At 67.4% G+C, this 19,728-nt stretch carries 18 protein-coding genes, 1 tRNA gene, 1 other RNA gene and 1 pseudogene; 14 read left to right on the top strand and 7 right to left on the bottom strand.

Annotation, left to right across the window (positions count from 1 at the left end; all coding sequences use genetic code 11):
* The first annotated feature begins 117 nt into the window (after window positions 1–117).
* A pseudogene (locus MLP_RS15940) lies at window positions 118–1,518 on the top strand (IS1380 family transposase).
* Window positions 1,519–1,912: 394 nt separating this feature from the next.
* Here MLP_RS15940 and MLP_RS15935 read toward each other — a convergent pair.
* Window positions 1,913–1,986 (bottom strand) — tRNA-Val (locus MLP_RS15935).
* 106 nt (window positions 1,987–2,092) lie between these two features.
* Here MLP_RS15935 and MLP_RS15930 point away from each other — a divergent pair.
* The 4 genes from MLP_RS15930 (at window position 2,093) to prfB (ending at window position 5,132) form a co-directional block, all read left to right on the top strand.
* Entirely contained in the window at window positions 2,093–2,593 is a 501-nt protein-coding gene (locus MLP_RS15930; RefSeq protein ID WP_049804569.1) for a GNAT family N-acetyltransferase, read from the top strand.
* A 216-nt stretch (window positions 2,594–2,809) separates the two neighbouring features.
* Window positions 2,810–3,199, top strand: coding sequence for a hypothetical protein (locus tag MLP_RS15925; protein WP_041790138.1), 390 nt, complete (start codon window positions 2,810–2,812; stop codon window positions 3,197–3,199).
* Window positions 3,118–3,903: an ATP-binding cassette domain-containing protein gene (locus MLP_RS15920; protein ID WP_083843846.1), complete on the top strand. Its 786-nt coding sequence runs from the start codon at window positions 3,118–3,120 to the stop codon at window positions 3,901–3,903. Before MLP_RS15925 ends, MLP_RS15920 begins: the two co-directional genes overlap by 82 nt.
* A 122-nt stretch (window positions 3,904–4,025) precedes the next feature.
* Complete coding sequence (gene prfB, locus MLP_RS15915) at window positions 4,026–5,132, top strand: peptide chain release factor 2 (protein WP_013864176.1); 1,107 nt, start codon at window positions 4,026–4,028, stop codon at window positions 5,130–5,132.
* Window positions 5,133–5,361: 229 nt separating this feature from the next.
* On the opposite strand, the gene MLP_RS15910 is transcribed toward prfB, so the two are convergent.
* Together MLP_RS15910 and MLP_RS15905 are read right to left on the bottom strand one after the other, a co-directional pair.
* Window positions 5,362–6,540 (bottom strand): NAD(P)/FAD-dependent oxidoreductase, encoded by a 1,179-nt coding sequence (locus tag MLP_RS15910; RefSeq protein WP_041792677.1) that lies wholly within the window; start codon window positions 6,538–6,540, stop codon window positions 5,362–5,364.
* The gene (locus MLP_RS15905; RefSeq protein ID WP_013864173.1) at window positions 6,527–7,414 is read right to left on the bottom strand and encodes an alpha/beta fold hydrolase; all 888 of its coding nucleotides are present in this window, start codon (window positions 7,412–7,414) and stop codon (window positions 6,527–6,529) included. Before MLP_RS15905 ends, MLP_RS15910 begins: the two co-directional genes overlap by 14 nt.
* 146 nt (window positions 7,415–7,560) lie before the next feature.
* Here MLP_RS15905 and MLP_RS15900 point away from each other — a divergent pair, with 146 nt between their 5' ends.
* Window positions 7,561–9,219: a helix-turn-helix transcriptional regulator gene (locus MLP_RS15900; RefSeq protein WP_013864171.1), complete on the top strand. Its 1,659-nt coding sequence runs from the start codon at window positions 7,561–7,563 to the stop codon at window positions 9,217–9,219.
* A gap of 1 nt (window position 9,220) precedes the next feature.
* Here the strand turns inward: MLP_RS15900 and MLP_RS15895 are convergent, their stop codons facing one another.
* The 3 genes from MLP_RS15895 to MLP_RS15885 form a co-directional block, all read right to left on the bottom strand.
* Window positions 9,221–9,985, bottom strand: a complete 765-nt coding sequence (locus MLP_RS15895) for an SDR family NAD(P)-dependent oxidoreductase (RefSeq protein WP_013864170.1) — start codon at window positions 9,983–9,985, stop codon at window positions 9,221–9,223.
* Window positions 9,982–11,046 carry a methyltransferase domain-containing protein gene (locus tag MLP_RS15890; protein ID WP_013864169.1) on the bottom strand — a complete coding sequence of 355 codons (1,065 nt, stop codon included), beginning with the start codon at window positions 11,044–11,046 and terminating at the stop codon, window positions 9,982–9,984. Before MLP_RS15890 ends, MLP_RS15895 begins: the two co-directional genes overlap by 4 nt.
* Window positions 11,047–11,164: 118 nt before the next feature.
* Window positions 11,165–11,905 (bottom strand): AfsR/SARP family transcriptional regulator, encoded by a 741-nt coding sequence (locus MLP_RS15885; RefSeq protein WP_041790136.1) that lies wholly within the window; start codon window positions 11,903–11,905, stop codon window positions 11,165–11,167.
* Between the two features lie 123 nt (window positions 11,906–12,028).
* Here MLP_RS15885 and MLP_RS27505 point away from each other — a divergent pair, with 123 nt between their 5' ends.
* From MLP_RS27505 to MLP_RS15860, 6 genes are all read left to right on the top strand, one after another.
* Window positions 12,029–12,193 (top strand): DUF1059 domain-containing protein, encoded by a 165-nt coding sequence (locus tag MLP_RS27505; protein ID WP_013864167.1) that lies wholly within the window; start codon window positions 12,029–12,031, stop codon window positions 12,191–12,193.
* A 108-nt stretch (window positions 12,194–12,301) separates the two neighbouring features.
* Window positions 12,302–12,988 carry a cell division ATP-binding protein FtsE gene (gene ftsE / locus MLP_RS15880; protein WP_013864166.1) on the top strand — a complete coding sequence of 229 codons (687 nt, stop codon included), beginning with the start codon at window positions 12,302–12,304 and terminating at the stop codon, window positions 12,986–12,988.
* 56 nt (window positions 12,989–13,044) lie between these two features.
* Window positions 13,045–13,959 (top strand): permease-like cell division protein FtsX, encoded by a 915-nt coding sequence (gene ftsX, locus MLP_RS15875; protein WP_013864165.1) that lies wholly within the window; start codon window positions 13,045–13,047, stop codon window positions 13,957–13,959.
* 88 nt (window positions 13,960–14,047) lie between these two features.
* Window positions 14,048–15,673 (top strand): M23 family metallopeptidase, encoded by a 1,626-nt coding sequence (locus MLP_RS15870; protein WP_013864164.1) that lies wholly within the window; start codon window positions 14,048–14,050, stop codon window positions 15,671–15,673.
* Between the two features lie 91 nt (window positions 15,674–15,764).
* Complete coding sequence (smpB, locus tag MLP_RS15865; protein WP_041792672.1) at window positions 15,765–16,244, top strand: SsrA-binding protein SmpB; 480 nt, start codon at window positions 15,765–15,767, stop codon at window positions 16,242–16,244.
* A complete protein-coding gene (locus MLP_RS15860; RefSeq protein ID WP_013864162.1) occupies window positions 16,241–18,097 on the top strand; it encodes a DUF2207 domain-containing protein in 1,857 nt (618 codons plus the stop codon). Before smpB ends, MLP_RS15860 begins: the two co-directional genes overlap by 4 nt.
* Before the next feature lie 48 nt (window positions 18,098–18,145).
* Here MLP_RS15860 and MLP_RS15855 read toward each other — a convergent pair whose 3' ends face one another.
* On the bottom strand, window positions 18,146–18,520 hold the full coding sequence (locus MLP_RS15855) for an FKBP-type peptidyl-prolyl cis-trans isomerase (protein ID WP_013864161.1): 375 nt from the start codon (window positions 18,518–18,520) through the stop codon (window positions 18,146–18,148).
* Between the two features lie 94 nt (window positions 18,521–18,614).
* Between MLP_RS15855 and MLP_RS15850 the strand changes: the two genes are divergently transcribed.
* On the top strand, window positions 18,615–19,220 hold the full coding sequence (locus MLP_RS15850; protein WP_172641581.1) for a DUF1707 and DUF4870 domain-containing protein: 606 nt from the start codon (window positions 18,615–18,617) through the stop codon (window positions 19,218–19,220).
* 115 nt (window positions 19,221–19,335) lie between these two features.
* Window positions 19,336–19,708, top strand: a transfer-messenger RNA (tmRNA) gene (gene ssrA / locus MLP_RS26950).
* Window positions 19,709–19,728 lie beyond the last annotated feature (20 nt).

Raw genomic sequence — 19,728 nt, 5'->3', positions numbered from 1 at the left:
GATCATGAAATTTGGTGGCTTTGGGGGCGTGTCCTGTGGCCGAGAATGTCCCCCTGACCAGGGAGAATGGTGGTTACGACGCCGTCATTCGAGCAAGTCAGAGGGGACATCTCGTAGGTGAAAGCATGCCATACCGTTCGGCCGGTTTTCGATGATCCGAATCTGGTGGGTTGCGCCGGTTTGGTGCCGGCGCTGCTGTTGGGTGAGTCAGCGGGTCTGCATGAGCTGCTCGGTGAGCATGTGAGTGTGGACTGCCCGAACCCGGTGGTGAAGTCGGCTGGGGTGATCGCGGGGATGTTGACCGGGGCGGACAGCATCGACGACTTGAACGTGGTGCGCCATGGTGGGATGCCAAGGTTGCTCGGCGGGACCCGGGCCCCGTCCACGTACGGCACCTATCTGCGTTCGTTCACCCACGGACACGTCTAGCAGCTCGATGCGGTCAACTCCCGGTTGCTGGCCGGGCTCACGGCCCGGGTGCCGGACCTGATCCGCGGTGGAAGCGACCGGGACGGGATCGCGTTCCTCGACGTGGACGACACGATCCGTGAGGTCCACGGCTACGCCAAGCAGGCCGCCGCCTACGGCTACTCCAAGGTGTTCGGGTTGAACGCGATGCTCGCAGTCTGCTCGACCCCGTTGACGGCACCGGTGATCGTCGCGTCGTCACTGCGGAAGGGCAACACCGCGTCAGGGAAGGGGTCGGCGCGGATGCTGACCCGCGCCGCGGCGACGGCCCGGCAGGCCGGGGTGAGTGGTCGGCTGATGGGCCGCGCCGATGCCGCGTTCTACCGTCACGATCTGGTCGCCGCGATGATCACAGCGCGGATGTGGTTCTCGGTCACGGCCCGGAAGAACACGGCCGTGCAGGCCGCGATCACCCGGATCCCTGAGAGCGCATGGATTCCGATCAAGTATCCGAAAGCGGTCTGGGAAACCGATGACACCGCCCCCGGCGGCGGCTACTGGGTCTCAGATGCCGAGGTCGCCGAGATCGACTTCGTCGCGTTCTCCAGCAAGAAGAAGGCCCAGCAGGTGCCCTGCCGACTGGTCGTGCGCCGAGTGAAGCGACTCCAGCCGACCGGCTCGGACGGCACCGTGCAGGGTGAGCTGTTCGCCGCGCACCGCCACCACGCGTTCATCACCAACTCCACCCTGACCACCATCGCGGCCGACGAGCGGCATCGTGACCACGCGATCATCGAGCAGGTCATCGCCGAGCTCAAAGACGGGCCCCTGGCGCACCTACCCAGCGGGAAGTACGGCGCGAACGCGGCCTGGCTTGCGCATGCGGTGATCGCGTTCAACCTGGCCCGGACGATCGGTGTCCTCGCCGGCAAGAAGCATGCCCGAGCCCGCTGGGCCACTCTTCGTGCCCGGCTGATCAATCTGCCCGCCCGGATCGCCACCACCGCCCGCACGATGATCCTGCACCTACCCCGCGACTGGGCCTGGGCCGACGCCTGGCACACCATGTTCAACGGGGCGACCGGACCACCCCTCGCCCGGGTCGCCTGACCATCCGCCCGTTCCGGGCCCGACCAAGGACACCGACAGTGGAAATGCCGAGCAGACCGGCGACACCGTCACGCCCATTCCCGGACAGACCAAGAATCAGCCGACAAAATCAGCCAGAATCCACGATCCGATAAGGCTCGGTGGATCAGGGCTCAGCCGCGCGGCCCCGCGATGCTGCGCGCTCGGTCGGTGCTGCAAGCAGTGCCCGAGCGACTGGACCAGTCACCAGGCACTCAGAGTGCTGCGGACCGCCTCGCTCAACGCGCTTCGCTCGCCCGATTGGGCTCCTGGCTCGACTTCGAGCACCCCGAATAGGCAATCGCTGCTGCACTCTGCTGCTGCACGTCGGCTCTCGCGCACCATGCACGAGGGCCGATCTGCCGTCTGACAAGGGTGGGAGCAGAGGGACTCGAACCCCCGACCACCTGCTTGTAAGGCAGGTGCTCTAACCAGCTGAGCTATGCTCCCGAGGCCCTCGGCCGATACCGAGAACAGCGGACCAATGTAGTGGTCTGTGGCTCAGCAGGCCAACTTCGGCCGCCCGTGCGCCGTCCCAGCCCTTACCATACCTTCTGTGACGGAACCCGGGATCACGTTCGTACGCCTCCCGGAGGTCAGTACCGATGCTGTGGTCGAGCTGCTCAACGAGCCACGCAACGCTCGTCACATGCCGCTGACCGGGGAGCCGTTCACCACCAAGAGCGCGGCAGCCTGGGTAGCGGCCAAGGACGCGCAGTGGGACAGCCACGGTTACGGACCCTGGGCGATCCTGATCGACGGGAGCTTCGCGGGCTGGGGCGGCTTCCAGGCCGAGGAGAATGGCGCCGACTTCGCGCTGGTCCTCGCGCCCGAGTTCTGGGGGTACGGGGAGACCGTGGCGCGACGCGCGCTGGCTGTTGGCTTCGACGAGCTCGGTCTGACTGACGTGCTGATCGCGTTGCCCTACAGTCGCAACCCGGCTCAAGTCGTCGCCCGCTTCGGCTTCGAGCCGGACGGGGACGTCGTGTACGGCGAGGTCCACTTTCGCCAGTACCGTCTGTCGGCGAATCGGTGGAATCGAGACGAATCCGTGTGATATATGAGCCCCGACCCAGCCGATATGCGCCTCCGATTGGCGTGTCGCACGTGGTCGGGGCGCGAATCAATCACAGGTGACCCGAGAGCCTGAGAGGCGGCACAGATTCCGCGACGACGCGGCACTGCTCCCCGGTCGACGGGGTTTTCTCGGCTACGTTTGGATCACGATCTTCGACGGTGGCCGATTGCCCCGCGGGGGAAGGGATGCAGGGTGATGGACAAGAACCTTCTGACCGGTCTGGGCGCGTTGACGGGCCTGGTGAGCATGGCCGGCATGATCCGGCTGATCGAGGGCGCCGGGCTCACTTCGGCCTTCTCCTGGGTGTTCTTGTTGCTTGCGATGGTCCCGTGGATCGTGTACGCGGCCTGGCGGGCACGTCACGGCACGCTGAGTCGTCCTGCGGCCTTGGCCGTTCTTGGCATCGACGTCCTCGGCTTCATCGGTGTCTGGCTCTTCACCCTTGGCCCGGTGATCGCGTTGGCGGCCTCGCTGGTGGCGTTCGCCATCATCTGGGTGCATGACTGGCCGCAGCGCCGGGCGCGGGGAGAAGACGTCTTCGTCCGCATCGAAGAACTGGCCGATACCCCGGAGCACGTCTCCTGATTGGGCGACGCCGACTGCCGCGGCCTGGTGGTGCGCTCGAGGCCAGTGGGATATCGAAGGCGTACGAGGATCGCCCGGTCCTCCGCGAGGTCAACTTGACGGTCGGCCCTGGTCAGGTGCTCGGCGTCTCGGGACCGTCGGCCTCCGGCAAGACCACGCTGGTGGGGATCCTCGCCGGGACGATCGACCCGGATGCCGGCTCGGTTCAGCTCAGCGATGTCACCCTCACCGACGACGACGTACTGGTCGAGACCGACCACCGCAATCTGATGGTGGTTCAGCAGGACGCGGTCCTGGACCGGAACCACAACGTGGCGGCCAATATCGCGTACGGCCTGCCCAAGGACAAGCGTCGGCGGCATGTCGGCGCCCGTCGAGTGGCGATGATGATGGATCTGTTCGAGTTGGCGACGCCCCTCGCGGACAGCCGTCCTCAAGAACTGTCGGCAGGGGAGCGCCAGCGGGTGTCGATGGCGAGGGCCATCGTCGGGTTCGGCCTCGGCGGGCCCGAGGCCGCGGTGCTGCTGGACGAGCCACTCTCAGCCGTCGAGGTAGGCACCCGGGTCCGGCTTTTGCAGGCCGCCTTCGCCGACATCGGCGCCTATCCGATCCCGGTCCTGCTGGTCAGCCACGACGCCGATGAGATCGCGGCACTGGCAGGCCGGCGCGCCGCGTTGGTCGAGGGCCGGCTGGTCTACGCCTGATCTGCAACAAAGCCGCTCGGATCTGCTCGATCTTGTCGGATCTGCTCGATCTGCAGCCCGAGCAGATCCGACAAACCCGAGCAGATCGGCCCAGCAGCCCGCGCCAAGTAGAGTGGTCGATTGTGGCTGGACCGGATTACCCTGCAGAACTCTCCGCCCTCGACAAGGCACTGACCTCGATCGAGGCCGTCGTCGACCCCGCGGCCAAGAAGGTGGAGATCGCCGAACTGTCGGAGCAGGTCGCCGCCCCGGACCTGTGGGACGACGTCGACAACGCCCAGCGGATCACCTCCCGGCTCTCGGCCCTGCAGTCCGAGATCGATCGGGTGGCCGACCTGCGGTCCCGGCTGGATGACCTCAGCGTGCTGATCGAGCTGGCCACCGAGGAATCCGACGCCGCCTCGCTGGCCGAGGCGGAGGCCGAGCTGTCGTCGCTGCAGCACGCGGTCGAGTCGCTGGAGGTACGGACGCTGCTCTCCGGCGAGTACGATCCGCGCGAGGCGCTGGTCACCATCCGCTCCGAGGCGGGTGGCGTCGACGCCGCCGACTTCGCGGCCATGCTGTTGCGGATGTATCTGCGTTGGGCGGAGCGGCACGGTTACCCGGCCGAGGTCTACGACACCTCGTACGCGGAGGAGGCGGGCATCAAGTCCGCGACCTTCCAGGTGAAGGCGCCGTACGCGTACGGCACGCTCTCGGTCGAGCAGGGCACCCACCGGCTGGTGCGGATCTCCCCGTTCGACAACCAGGGTCGGCGGCAGACTTCCTTCGCCGGGGTCGAAGTGCTGCCGGTGACCGAGGAAGCCGACCACATCGACATTCCCGAGGCCGACATCCGGATCGACGTGTTCCGCTCCTCGGGCCCGGGCGGGCAGAGCGTGAACACCACCGACTCGGCGGTCCGGATCACCCATCTGCCGACCGGCATCGTGGTGTCCTGCCAGAACGAGAAGTCACAGCTGCAGAACAAGGCGGCCGCCCTGCGGGTCCTGCAGGCCAGGCTGTTGGAGAAGGCGCGCCGCGACCGCGAGGCCGAGATGAACGCCCTGAAGGGCGACGGTGGCAACAGCTGGGGTTCGCAGATGCGCTCCTACGTGCTGCACCCGTATCAGATGGTCAAGGATCTGCGGACCGACTTCGAGGTCTCCTCGCCCGACGCAGTCTTCGACGGCGAGCTGGACGGCTTCATCGAGTCCGGCATCCGCTGGCGGATGACCGAGAAGGTCTAGCTCAAGGCTGCGTTTCGCAGCGGGAGATAGGTCTGTCGGTAGCGGCGCGGGCCCACCACCGGTGCGACGAGGTTCAGCAGCCACGGCGGCAGTCGGGCGGTCCGTGACATCTGATCGGTCGTCGGCACGCTCGAGCCGCCGCTCGTAGACGGTGACGGCGATCCTGCGGCGGTGCAGCGCGATGGCGGCGGCAAAGCCGGCAATGCCGCCGCAGACGAGGACCCGCTCACTATCCAGCAAGGCTGAAGAGCTCGTGTGGCGGGGTGGCTCCAGCATTCACCCGGGCGAACAGATCCATGCCGGCCCTGCTCTCATGCAAGGAAAGCAGCAACTTCTGCATCTGCGGCGATGGGGGCTCCAAGGTCGCGAGCTCGGTCGTGAGCTCATAGATGCCGGCCACCGCCAGATCTCGTGCGGTGTGATAGCCGGCCATGGCAGCTGGCATGGACTGTCGGCCGCCGAGCCCGTCGACGATAGCCGTGGCGCACAGTTCGGCGTCGCGGAAGGCGTCCTGCATACCCTGGGCCGTGATGAAGTCCTTGTTGTAGCCGGCGTCCCCGACCAGCGCCCAGCCTGGGCCGTACGGTGTGCGGAAGTAGTTGGGTACGGCGGTGCCGACTACCCGACTCACCCGACGGGCAGATCGCAGGCGTTCGGCGAAGTCGGGCGCCAGGTCGAACATCGCCAGGTAGTGGCGTTCGGCGTCGGTACGGTTGGTCTCGAACTCGGCGAACGGCCAGCCGCCGATGACCACGGTCAGCTCGTCGTTGGTCGGCCAAGCGGCGAACGCACGCTCGGGCCGGACGTATGTCTCGAACCGCCCGCTCATCCCCAACCCGTGCCAGTAGCTGTAGTAGCCGGCCAGCAGCCGAGGCTTCTCCTGGTAGGCGTGCGGCCGGACCACCGACGCCAACGTCGACCGCAGCCCGTCGGCACCGACGACGATTGCTGCTCGTTCGGTGACCAGGCGTCCGTCGCGCTGGCTGCGGACCCCGACCACGCGCCCGTCCTCGACCGCGATCTCGGTCACGTTGAAGCCCAGCCGTACGTCGACCCCGGCCTGACCAGCAGCACTGAGGAGGATCTGGTCGAGCACGGTGCGGCGTGGAGCGAAGGCGACCGGGCTGCCGGTTGTGCCCGGCGATCCGGACAGCGTGAAGTCTCCGAAGTCGAACCGGTAGGTGTCGATGGCCGGGCAGCCGGTGGCGATCACCTCGTCGAGCAGTCCCCAGCGACGCAGGGCGCTCACCCCGGGCGGGTGCAGCAGATGGGTCGACAACGTATCGCTCGGAAAACTGGCCCGGTCTACGAGCAGCACCCGGCAACCCTGTCTGGCCAGCAGCATCGCGGTCGGCGAACCCGCGCAGCGGGCACCGATGACGATGACGTCGAAGTCAGTGTCCGTCATGACCGTCACCCCGGCCGATGGCCTCGAGCAGCGTGCCGATGAACTCTGCCGGTCGATCGAGGGCCGGATCGTCTCCGGCTCCGTCGATCACGTGCAGCGGCCATCCATACCTGGCGGACGCCCGCTCGGCGACCGCCAGTGTGGTGGCTGCGTCCTCGCGTCCCCAGATCATGCTCGTCGGCACGGTGATCGTGGCCAACAGGTCGGGCGCCATCGGTGGTGCGTACAGCCCGATCATGCCTCCGATGGCGGACTGGACGCCCGGGTCCTCGGCACGGTCCACGGCGTACTTGGCGTACGAGCTCCAGCGATGGCCGAGCCGGCTCTTGGCGGTATCGAGGTCGAAGGCACAGAAGTCCATGAATCGCTCGTAGGTGGCCATCGACGGATTGGCCAGGAAGCGGTGCATCGCCAGGCCGAATCGCGGCTCGGGGTCGAAGGTCTCGAGGCCGATCGTGTCGACGAGGACGAGCTGGCTCAGCCGGTCGGGATGAGCGGCTGCGTAGGCGGCCCCGATCGCTCCACCGACCACGCGACCGACCAGCACGGGCGGCTCGGCGCAGGTGGCTGAGATGAGCTCATCGAGCCAGCGGTTGACCCAGCCGCGGGTCATGCCGGCGGTGGGGGCAGCAGAGGCGCCGTGACCGGGTAGGTCAGGTGCGATTACCAGATAGCTGTGCACCAGCTCGTTCAGCACCGGCGACCAGATGCCGGCAAACTCGCCTGGACCGTGCAGCAGCACCATGGGCGGGCCGTCTCCGCCGCTCAGCACGGCCGTGTCGATGCCGGCCGCGCCGACGGCCCGCTCCTGCACGGGCAGGCCGGCGAGCAGGCTGGTCCGCACCGGCTCGGCACCGGATGTGGTGACACTCATCGCGATCTCCTCTCGGGTTGCGATGAGGCTAGGCGCGGCTCGCTTGCGCGGACTTCCGCAGAAAGTCGCAGCCTGCGAAGTTGGATGATTCTGCCCACGTCCGGGGCGGCCTTGACAGCGTCGGGCCGTGGGACAGTGAGAGGGAGATGGCTGATGCGACAGTCGGCAGCACGGAGCTGCGCGAGCAAGGGCGGGCCGCCTACCGCCGCCGGGTCTGGTCCGACGCCTTCGCCTGCCTGAGTCGCGCGGATGAGATCTCGCCGCTGGAGGCCGCCGATCTCGACCTGCTTGCGGTCGTTGCCCGGCTGACCGGTCGCGACGCCGCTGCCGACGACTACGCCGCTCGTTGCTACGAGGCGTGGTTGCGGATCGGACAGCCACGACCGGCAGCTCGCCGCGCGGCCTGGCTGAGCCTGCAACTCCTGCTTCGGGGACAGGATGTTCCCTGTCGCGCGTGGTCGGCGCGGGCCGACAGGCTGCTGCGGGAGGTCGGCTCCGAACCGCTTCCCGAGCGTGGCTTCCTGATGATCATCAGCGCGCTCAGCGAGCTCGCCGGCGGCCAGCCGCGGTCTGCGCTCCAGACGCATACCGAGATCACCGAGCTCGGTCGACGATTCGCCGAACCGGACCTGATCGCGATCGGCCAACTCGGCCAGGGCGAGGCATTGGCCTCGCTCGGCCGGGTCCGTGAGGCGATGACGAAGCTCGACGAGGCGATGCTGGCGGTCACCACCAAGGTGGTGACACCCGAGGCAGGTGGCATCGTCTACTGCGCGGTGATCGAGGCGTGTGAAGCTGCCTTCGACCTGCACCGGGCGCGGCAGTGGACCGTCGCGCTCGACCGGTGGTGCGATGATCAGCCCGGCCTGGTCGCGTTCCGCGGCTCCTGCTTGGTGCACCGGGCGCACCTGATGCAGCTTGGCGGTGACTGGGCCGATGCCGTCGGTGAGGCCGAGACTGCCTGTTCGCTGTTGAGCGGACATCCGGCGGCGGGCGAGGCCAGCTATCGGCTGGGCGAGCTGCACCGGCTGCGTGGCGAGTACGAGCAGGCAGAGTGCTGCTTTCTCGAGGCCAGCCGCTGGATCGCCGATCCACAACCCGGCTTGGCCCTGCTCTGGCTGAGGCAGGGCCGCGCTGACGATGCCGCCACAGCCGTCCGCACGGCGCTCGACCAGGCCGCCAACGACCTCGATCGCTGCCGCCTCCTGCCGGGTTATGTCGAGATCATGCTCGAGGTCGGCCGACTCGACGCTGCCAGAGAGGCCGCGACCGAGCTGGTGAGTGCCGCTCGGGCGTCTTCGGCTCCCTGGCTCGTGGCCATGGGGGCACAGGCCGCGGGCGCCTGCTCCCTGGCCGAGCGCGACGGCTCCGCCGGACTCCGCACACTGCGCGGAGCCTGGGCAGCATGGCGGGAGTTGGATGCGCCGTACGAGTCCGCCCGAGTGCGGGTTCTGATGGCTGAAGCCCACCGAATCCTCGGGGATCGTGCCTCGGCCGAGATGGAGCTCGAGGCGGCGGGGTGGGTGTTCGATCGCCTGGGAGCGATGCCGGACCTCGAGCGAGTCCGCCGGCTATCGGCGCGAGCCGCCCCGGCGGGACCGCTGACCGGTCGCGAGGTGGAGGTGCTTCGGCTCGTCGCGACCGGAATGACCAATCGGGCGATCGCGTCCGAGCTGTTCCTCAGCGAGAAGACCGTCGCCCGTCACCTGAGCAACATCTTCGTCAAGCTGCACGTCAGCTCCCGGGCCGCGGCGACGGCGTACGCCTATCAGCATGATCTCGTCCCGTCCCACCCGACCCGGTGATTCAGCATGCCGTCCAACCACCGTCGACGGTGAGTATGTGCCCGGTGACATAGCTCGCGGCGTCGGAAGCCAGGAACAGCACGGGTCCCTCCAGTTCGTCGAGGGTGGGTGTGCGCTTCAGCAGCGTCCGAGCCACGATCCGCCGACGCTGATCGGGGTCGGCCAACTCGCCGGTCAGCGGCGTGGGAAAGAACCCCGGGGCAATCGCGTTCACCCGCACCCCGCGCTCGCCCCACTGCTCGGCGAGATGCCGGGTGAAGGTGATCAGCCCGCCCTTGGCCGCGTGGTAGCCCGCCATCCCGCCACCAGAGCTGATCTGGCCGAAGATCGAGGCGATGTTGATCACCGAGGCGCCTGGCCGGCCGACCAGCAGTGGTGCTGCCAGTCGGCACAGGTCGATCGCGACCACGAGATCGAGGTCGATGATGTCGGTGACGTCGGACAGTGCCTGTGACTCCAGTGGGCCGTTGTCGCAGGTGCCAGCGCAGTTGACCAGGATGTGGAGGTCTTCGTGCCGGGCTCGGATCTGATCGATCAATGACACTCGAAAACCGGGGTGGTGTAGATCGCCGGGCACGATGGTGGCGGGACCGGACAGCCCGGCGGCCACCTCCTGCAGCCGCTGTTGTATGCGACCGGTGAGGACGAGCTCGGCGCCCGCCGCGCTCAATGTCGCCGCGATCCGGGCGCCCAGGCCGGACGATGCGCCGGTGACCAGCGCCCGGCGGTTCGTCAGTGTGAACTTGCCGATCGGATCGGCGATCATGGCCGGGCCTCGTAGACGATATTGAACGGCGTCTCGGTTACCCGGCGGAAGCCGGCGAAGCCGGCCTGCTCGATCAGGTCCGCGATCGGCCGTTCGCCGGCCTGGTTGCCCAGCGCGTCGGCGGCGCCCTCGGCGATCGCGTGCGGCACGCAGAGGAAGGTCGAAAACGAGTAGTACAGCCGGCCGACCGGGTTCAGGTTGTCGGAGACCGTGTCACCGGCGTACGGCTCGACGATCAGCCACACTCCGTCGTCGCTGAGTGCGTGGCGGATGTGCCGGGCCGCGGCGAGCGGATCGCCCATGTCGTGCAGGCAATCGAAGGTCGTCACCAGCCCGAGGCCGCGGCCCGGGAAGTCGGCGGCGGAGGCGATCGAGAACTCGACCCGGTCGCTGAGCCCGGCCTCTGCGGTCAGCTTGTCGGCCAGGACGATGGAGGCGGGATCGTTGTCGTACCCGATCACGGTGGAGACCGGGTAGGTCTCGGCCAGGATCCGGGTGGATGAGCCCAGCCCACAGCCCACATCGGCAACGGCGATGCCTTGCTGCAGTCGTTCGGTCACTCCATCGACTGCAGGCAGCCAGGTGCTGACCAGGTTCGCGACATACCCGGGACGGAAGAAGCGTTCGCAGCCGACGGAGACGTCGGCACCGTGGTCGCCCCAGGCGAATCCCTCGCCGGAGCGGAAGCGCTCGATGATCGCCGACCGGTCGTCGAAACAGCCGAGCGCCAGCTGGAACGCGCCGGGCAGCACGAGTCCGTTGGGATCGGCGAAGGCGAGTGCCTGAGCTGGTGTCATCGAGTATTGGTCGGTGTCGGGTCGATAGCTCACGAGTTGCCCTGCGGCCTGGCCACGCAACCACTCGCGGACGTAGCGCTCGACGGTGCCGGTGTAGTCGGCGAGCTCGGCGGCGGTCAGCGGGCCGGCCTCAGCCGGCGCGCGATACAGACCGAGGCGGTCGCCGATCACGATATTGCCGGCGGCCGCGGTGGCGCCCAGGTCGGTGACGAAGCGGCCGAGGATCTGGTTCAGCTCAGCATCGTCGACGGTGTCGGTGCTCATTGGGTTACTCCTCAGGACGTGGGCGAGCCCGCTGCTCGACCCAGGGAACGCAATCAGCCTGATCAGCGGACCCTGGTCAGAGGTTGGCTGGACCTTGGCGAGCCCGATGCCCGGCGCGTCAGGCCAGCAACTCGCGGTGATACGCCTGGATCGTCGGTGTGGGTAGCGTGCCGAGCTCGTCGCGGAGCAGCACCCGGAGCCGCTCGTACGCGGCCAGTGCCTCGGCGGAATTCCCGCCGGCAGCAAGCGCCCGCATCAGCAGCAGGTGGCCAGTCTCGCGCAGCGGCGCCAGCTCGACCAGCTCCTGAGCCGAACGCGCGGCCGCCGGCAGCTCGGCGCCGCCGATCCCCAGGCAGGCGTTGGCGTAGCACTCCAGTGCCCGCAGCCGCACATCGGCGAGCCGCCGACGCCAGCCGTCGAGCCACTCAGAACTCGCCTCGGGCAGCATCGTCCGACGGGCGACGAAGAGGGCGGCCAGCGCGGGATACCAGGCGCGGTTCCACTGCTGGGCGGCCACTGCTGACTCTGCTGTGTGCAAGGCCGCCAGCGCGTGTTCGACGTCGACGTAAGCCGGTTCGGGCAGCACGACCGCGAGTTCGGTTCGGCCGCGGATCAGCTCGGCGCCGACCGCCGTACGCAGCTTGGAGATCAGCACCGTCAGGGCGCCGGCTGCCGCCGGCGGCGGGGAATCGCCCCAGAGAGCGTCGATCAGCACGTCCCGGGGCACCGGGTGATCCCGATGCAAGACGAGATAGGCGAACAGCATGCGGGCCTGCCGACTCGGAAAGTCCTGACCGACGCTGTGTCCGTCGAGCTCGACCACGAACGTCCCGCACAGCTGCACCTGGACGCCGACCATGTCATGCACTCTGCCACCTCGATCTCGGGTGACGACCTCCGGTCGGACAGCTGTCGTGACCGGCTGGAAAGTGCTAGACCGGAACACATGGAGACGGAGAGAACATCCCGAGAGGCTCCGCCCATGATCCGACAAGTGCGGTGTGAGTGCGGGTTCACGGCCCGGGGTGCGACCGATCACGAGGTGATCGCGCTCATCCTGGCGCACGTTGCCGAGGACCATCCCGACCTGGCGGCGGTCGAGACCGCCGACGACGTACGCGGGTGGATCGAACTCGTCCCCGACTGAGTCGGATTCGCAAATCCCGGGGATCACGGCTGCCTGACCTACACTCGACGATGGCCTATTGCCGGGTTCAGTGCCCGGCTCCTGTCGTCTACCCGGCCGAGGCATGACGTGATTCGTTTCGACAATGTGAGCAAGACCTACGACCGACAGCGTCGTGCTGCCCTTTCGCAGGTGTCGGTCGACATCGAGAAGGGGGAGTTCGTCTTCCTCGTCGGTCCATCCGGATCGGGCAAGTCGACCTTCCTGCGGCTGATCCTGCGCGAGCAGCGGCCGAGCAAGGGCAAGGTGATCGTCGCCGGCCGGGAACTCAACAAGCTGCACAGCTGGAAGATCCCTGCCTTGCGCCGGCAGATCGGCACCGTCTTCCAGGACTTTCGGCTGCTGCCGAACAAGACGGTCGCCGAGAACGTGGCCTTCGCGCTGCAGGTGATCGGCAAGCCGTCGTCCACCATCAAGCGGGTGGTGCCCGAGGTGTTGGAGTTGGTGGGCCTGGAGGGCAAGGGCGGCCGGCTTCCGGACGAGCTGAGCGGCGGCGAACAGCAGCGGGTCGCGATCGCCCGGGCGTTCGTCAACCGGCCCAAGATCCTGATCGCCGACGAGCCCACCGGGAACCTCGATCCTGCGACCAGCGTTGGGATCATGAAGCTGCTCGACCGGATCAACCGAGCCGAGACGACGGTGTTGATGGCGACCCACGACTCGACGATCGTCGATCAGATGCGCAAGCGGGTGATCGAGCTCGAGGACGGGCTCGTCGTCCGTGACCAGAGCCGCGGCGTGTACGGCTACCAGTGACCTTCGTCGGATCCTTCCCCGGCTATCTTTCCGACCTCTGAGACCCAGGACCCAGCATGCGTTTCCGCCACATCTTCTCCGAGACCTTCGCCGGACTGCGGCAGAACCTCACCATGACCTTGGCGGTGGTGATGACCATGTGGGTGTCGTTGTCGCTGTTCGGTGCCGGTCTGCTCGCCAACCAGCAGGTGGGCCTGATGAAGGGCCGCTGGTACGACAAGATCGAGATCTCGATCTTCTTCTGCACCCCGCAGGTCGGCGGTGAGAACTGCACACCGGGCCAGGGCGCCACCGAGGTGGAGAAGGACGCTGTCCGCCAGACGCTCGAGGCCAACCCGGAGGTAGCGCCGGGCGGGGTCTATTTCGAGAGCAAGCAGGAGGCCTGGGCGGAGTTCCAGAAGGCGTACGAGGGCAACCCCATCCAGGACTCGCTCACCGTCGAGGAGATGCAGGAGTCGTTCCGGGTCAAGCTCAAGAACCCGGAGGAGTACCAGGGGGTGGTGAGCGCGGTCTCCGGCCTCAAGGGTGTGCAGAAGGTCCAGGACCTACGGCAGTACCTCGACCCGTTCTTCTCCTGGCTGAACCTGTTGCAATGGGGGACGATCGTCGCCTCGGCGCTGCTGCTGCTCGCGGCGGCGTTGCAGATCGGCAACACGATCCGGTTGGCCGCCTTCGCGCGGCGTCGAGAGATCGGCATCATGCGCCTGGTCGGAGCGAGCAACCTCTATATCACGTTGCCCTTCCTTTTTGAAGCCATCATCTCCGCGCTCATCGGCGTGATGCTCGCATCCGCCACTCTCGTCACAGGCGTTTACTTGGTCATCATGCGTAAAGCTGAAGTCTCTATTCAGTCTTTACCGTGGATTGGGTGGAAGGAGACCCTTTTGGCCGTCTTGGGGGTTGCGGTCGTCGGCCTCGCGCTGTCTATCATCCCGACGCTGATAACGACTCGTAAGTACCTCAGGGTGTAATAAGGAAAATCTCAACCTCAATTGCACCTTGAGGGTCTCGAACCAGAGGGTTCGGGGTCGACCAAGACACGCGATTGGGGATTGAGCTGTGACACCGGATCTTCCCTACGTCCACCTGGACGTTCCGGAGGGCAGCGAAGCACCAGAGCATGACGACTGCTTCGCCATCGACCGAACACCGACGCCTGCCCGGCGTGCGCTGGTGCGCTGGTCGGACCTGACAACGCGGCTGCGCCGGGCCACTCGGCACAGTCTGCGGTTGGTGGCGGTCGTCGGTATCGCCTCGACGCTGGCGCTCACCTTGCTGGTGCCGTCGGCCAAGGCGGACGACCTCACCGATCGGCGCGATCAGGTGCGGGCTCAGCAGGCGGCCAAGAAGCACGATCTGAACGAGTCCTCCCAAGCCCTCAATGCTGCCGCCAACGCGGTCAGCGCGGCCGAATCCCAGCTGGCCGCGGCGCAGGCTGCACTGGCTCAGACCCGGGTCGAGTTGGGCGCAGCCGAGCGTCTCGACATCGCCATGGCGGCCAAGCTGAAGCTCGCCAAGAAGCGGTTGGCGAAGGCCAAGGCGGCGGTCGCCGCGAACCAGAAGAAGCTGGATGCGGAGAAGAAGCTGGCCGGACAGATCGTCCGCGATCAGTACCAGCGGCAGACCAACCTGTTGCCGATCGCCGTCCTGGTGGAGAGCAGCAGCACCGCCGATCTGCAGACGCGTCTGCAGTGGTCGACCACCATGTTCGACACCAGCGCGGCGACGATCAAGCGGACCGAGATCCTGCAAGCCAAGCTGGATGCGGAGAAGGCCAAGCAGGCGGCAATCGAGAAGGAGATCGCGGCGGACCGGAAGCGGGCGGCCGACAATCTGGTGGTCAAGCGGCGGCTGGAGGCGCAGGCCACCCAGCAGCAGGCCTCGGTTGCCTCGCTGCTGTCCCAGCGCCAGGCTGCGGAGTCGCAGGCGGCGGCCCAGGTGGCCCGGGACAAGAGCGACTACGCCCAGCTGACGCGGGAGCGGGCAAACGTGGAGCAGCGGATCTCCGCCCGGATCGCCCGAGCCAAGGCTGCGGCGGCGCGCAAGGCCGCCGCTGAACGGGCTGCCAGAGTCGCGGCGGCCAAGGCCGCAGCGGCGGAGCGGGCGCGGCGCACGGCCGAGGCCAGGCGGGAGCGTGCCAAGCAACGGGCGGCACAGAAGGTCGCGGCGGCTGCGTCGGCAGCGGAGGAGAGCTCCGGCAGCTCCAACCGGGACAACCGGTCCTCGAGGTCGTCACGAGACGATTCGTCCTCCAGCTCCCACAGCTCGGGCGGTTCGACCTCGAGCGCCAGCCACGGGTTCTCCTACCCGGTCAATGCGCCGATCACTTCGCCGTACGGAATGCGTTTCCACCCGGTCCTGCACTACTGGAAGCTGCACGACGGCACCGACTTCGGCGCCGGCTGCGGCACCCCGATCCGCGCCCCGTACAGCGGCAAGGTCGTCGAGAAGTACTACAACGCGGGCTACGGCAACCGGCTGATCATCGACCACGGCAGGGTGGACGGCCGCTACGTCACCACCGCCTACAACCACGCCATCCGCTACACCGTCGGCGTAGGCAACCATGTCAGCAAGGGCGAGGTGATCGGCTACGTGGGCACCACCGGCTATTCGACCGGCTGCCACCTGCACCTGATGGTCTGGCTGGACGGCAGCCTCCGCAACCCGATGACCTGGTTCTGACCCGATTCTGGTTACTGGTCCCCGTCAGCGGTGGACCAGTAACCAGAAATCCGATCGGGAACGATCCCCGGGATGGGGGAGGATGGAGGGCATGGTCAAGGAGAAGGGGCGCAAGGTCGTCGCGCAGAACCGCAAGGCTCGGCATGACTTCCACATCGGCGACACGTACGAGGCGGGGCTGGCACTGAGCGGCACCGAGGTGAAGTCGCTGCGGGAGGGCCGGGCGACCCTCGCTGACGCGTTCGCCACCGTGGACGACGGCGAAGTGTGGCTGCGCGCCGCACACATCCCCGAGTACAGCCACGGCACCTGGACCAACCACACGGCTCGCCGCACCCGCAAACTGCTGCTGCACCGCCGCGAGATCGACAAGATCGCCCGTGAGCTGGAGACCAAGGGTTCCACGCTGGTGCCGCTGAGCATCTACTTCAACGACGGGTACGCCAAGGTCGAGCTCGCCGTCGCCACCGGCAAGCGGGAGTACGACAAGCGCCAGACGATCGCCAAGCGGGAGGCCGACCGCGAGGCCCAGCGGGCACTCGCGACCCGGACCAGAAGGGGGCGAGGATGAGCGCGCAACTCAAAGCGATCCGGGCGGCGCTGCTGGCGGTTGCCGGTCTGCTGCTCGCCCTCGGCTTCACCCTGGCCGCCCCGCCGTCGGCACATGCTGCCGAAGACGACCAGATCGACAAGTTCAGCATCGAGTACACGATGGGCGCCGACGGCGTGCTGCACGCCAAGGAGACCCTCGTCTATCGATTCGGTTCGAACTCCGGCCGGCACGGGATCGACCGCTACTTCGTCACTCGGGAGAAGTACAGCGACGAGGACGACGCCGTCTACACGGTCGATATCGAGTCAGTGACCAGTCCGGACCCCGGTGTGGCCACCCAGTACAGCGAGAACACCTACAAGACCGACGACGGCCGCGGGGAGCAGTTGCGGATCCGGATCGGTGACCCCGACGAGACCATCACGTCTCCTACTGCGACGTACGTGATCACCTACACGGTGAAGGGTGCGATGCGTACGTCGGGCAGCTACGACGAGCTCTACTGGGATGCCACCGGATCGGACTGGCCGGCCCCGATGAAGGACGTGGCGATCAGTGCGAAGGTGCCTGGTGGGGCACAAGATGTCAGCTGCTTCGCCGGCCCGGTGGGCAGCAAGGAGGGCTGCAGCTCGGCCAAGGCCGCCGCCGATGGGGTCGCGGAGTTCACCCAGGCCAACCTCCCCGCGCGACAGGGAGTGACCATCGGCGTCAAGATCAAATCCGGCCTGGTCAGCGACAACGCGCCCCATCTGGAGCCGGACGGCAGCAAGCTGACCGCGGGGGAGAAGGCCGGACTGGCGGCCGTTGGCGGTCTGAGTCTGGTGACCCTGGTGGGCTCGCCGATCTTCGGCGTGCGCTGGTGGCGCAAGCACGGTCGAGACGAGCGGTACGCCGGCCTGCCGCCCGGCACCGTGCCGCTGCCGGGTCACGAGGTCCCGGTCGTGCCGAGCGATCCCGATCTGCCCATCCCGGTGGCTTTCACGCCGCCGCCGATCCCGGTCGCCGAGGGCGGCCTGCTGGTCGATGGCAAGCTCAACACCCGTGAGACTGCGGCAACGATCATCGACCTCGCGGTCCGCGGAGCGCTGACGGTGCAGAGCAGCGGCAAGAAGGACTTCCAGGTGACGCTGCGCGATCCGGGCAGGGCGTCGGCGCCGCACGAGGTCATCCTGCTGGACGGGGTGTTCGGTGGCGGTGGGCCCGGAACGCAGGTGGACCTGTCGAAGCAGGGCAGCCTGGCCAAGGCGCACGACGCGATGGACAAGGCGGTACGCAGTCAGGTGGCGAGTCGGGGCTGGTATCGCAAGCAGCCCTCGGCGGCGGCTGCCGGCGGGCTCGGCTGCCTCGTGGTCGCGGTCCCGGTCTTCTCGGCGTTCGCACTGGGCGCGGTCATGATGCTCTTGCTCGTGCCGCTGCTGCCGATCCTGGTGACCTTCGCAGTGATCCGCATCAAGCTCGGTCGTGGCCGCCGGACCGCCGATGGCCGGGCGGTCTGCGATCAGGTCGAGGGCTTCAAGACCTATCTGGCGACGGCCGAGGCCAACCAGATCCGGTTCGAGGAGGGCGAGGACATCTTCTCGAAGTACCTACCGTGGGCGATCGCGTTCGACCTGGCAGATCGCTGGGCGAAGATCTGTGCCGACCTGGTGGCGATGGGCCGGATTCCCGACGAGGCGCCGTACTGGTACGTCGGCAACTACTACGGTCTGTCGGCGTTCAATGCCGGCTTCCTCACCAGCAGCCTGACCACTGCCGCCGCACCCGCGCCATCGTCGGGCGCCGACGGCACCGGGTTCGGCGGCGGTAGCTCGTTCTCCGGTGGCGGGTTCTCCGGCGGTGGCGGTGGTGGCGGTGGCGGCGGCAGCTGGTGAGGTGACCGACTGACTCTGGTCAACCGGGATCGATCAGGTGGGGATTGATCAGGCGACGGCGACCAGATCGACGACGAAGATCAGCGTCTCGCCCGGCTTGATCACGCCCCCGGCGCCGCGGTTGCCGTATCCGAGGTGCGGCGGGATCACCAGCTGGCGGCGGCCACCGACCTTCATCCCGGCGACGCCGTCGTCCCAGCCCTTGATGACCCGGCCGGCGCCGAGCGGGAAGTCCAGCGGAGCGCCACGGTTGTAGGAGGCGTCGAACTCCTCGCCCGTGCTGTGCGCGACACCGACGTAGTGCACCAGCACCCGGTCACCGGCGCGGGCCTCGGCTCCGTCGCCGACGACGAGGTCGGTGATCTCCAGGTCGGTGGGCGGCTCGCCCTCATAGAAGTCAACTTCTGGCTTATCAGCGGTCATGGGCACCCAACCTAGAGGATGGATCCGCGAACCGGGGTCAGGTGAGGGGAGTGCCCGATGGAACGCGATGGCGCGGACGAGCAGCATGGCTGTCATGAGCGCGATCTACGAGCATCCGAGTCTTAGCCTTCCGGTCACCGACGAACAACGCGATCGAGCCGAGCACTGGCTCCAGGAGGCGTACGCGGACGGCCGCATCACCTCCGAGGAGTTCGATCACCGCATCGGTCAGGTCCTCGGGGCCAGCACCCGCAAGGAGCTGAACGGGGCCTTCTATGGCCTGGTGCAGGTTCCCGCCTCGTCCCAGGCGCTGGGGATGCATCCGGCGTACCGGCCGCTGGTGCCGCCGCAGGCCAAGCAGCAGGCCGGCCGCGGGATCGCCGGGTTCGCGCACTTCTCGGCCTTGCTGACCTCGATCTTCGGTCCGTTGCTGATCTTCGCGTTGAGCCCGCAGGAGAGCTACCCGCGGAAGGAGGCGGCCAAGGCCTTCAACTTCCAACTGGTGGCGCTGGCGAGCTGGATCGTGCTGTTGATCCTGCAGGGGGTGACCGATTTCGGGATCTTCAACTTCCTCATCGGTATCGCCTTCATCGGCTGGGTGGTGCTCACCGTGGTCGGCGGTGCGAAGGCGCTGCAAGGCGACGACTGGACCAACCCGGTCAAGAAGGTCGTCAAGATCGAGGCCCTCTCGGAACGCTAGCTGCTGGTAGAGGCGCCCGCCAAAGAGAGAGGATCCGGCGTACGCGGTCGGCTGCCCGGGTAATCGGATGCAGCGCTGCGGCGTACCGGGTAGAGTAGAGCGGTACAACTCAACAGGGGGTGATCGGTTTCGACTTGGGTCGGTAGACCCAGGAGAAGCGGGCCGAGAAACCAAGGTCAACTCGTTAATGTCCCTTGGAAACCAATAAGTGCCAAGTCTGAACAGCGCACTGACTTCGCTCTCGCTGCCTGATCAGTGATCGAAGGGTCAGCCCGGGCGTGCCTCCGTCCCGGATCCTGGCCTCATCAAGGAGGCTTACCAGCTAGGAGTGGTCCCAGGACCTAGCCGGAACATGAACTGAGACTGGGCCTGTCTGCAACGTGCTGATGCGAGTGCAGGGGCCGAGAAGAACGAAACCATCAGCTGCGCCCGGAGAAGCCCTGGCTCATCGCTCGAGGACGCGGGTTCGATTCCCGCCACCTCCACCCCGCAGATTTCCCTGTCAGAA

The sequence above is a fragment of the Microlunatus phosphovorus NM-1 genome (assembly GCF_000270245.1).
GTDB classification, from domain to species: Bacteria; Actinomycetota; Actinomycetes; order Propionibacteriales; family Propionibacteriaceae; genus Microlunatus; species Microlunatus phosphovorus.
The sequence above is the reverse complement of the archived record's forward strand: the minus strand, read 5'-3'. Positions and strand labels throughout refer to the sequence as shown.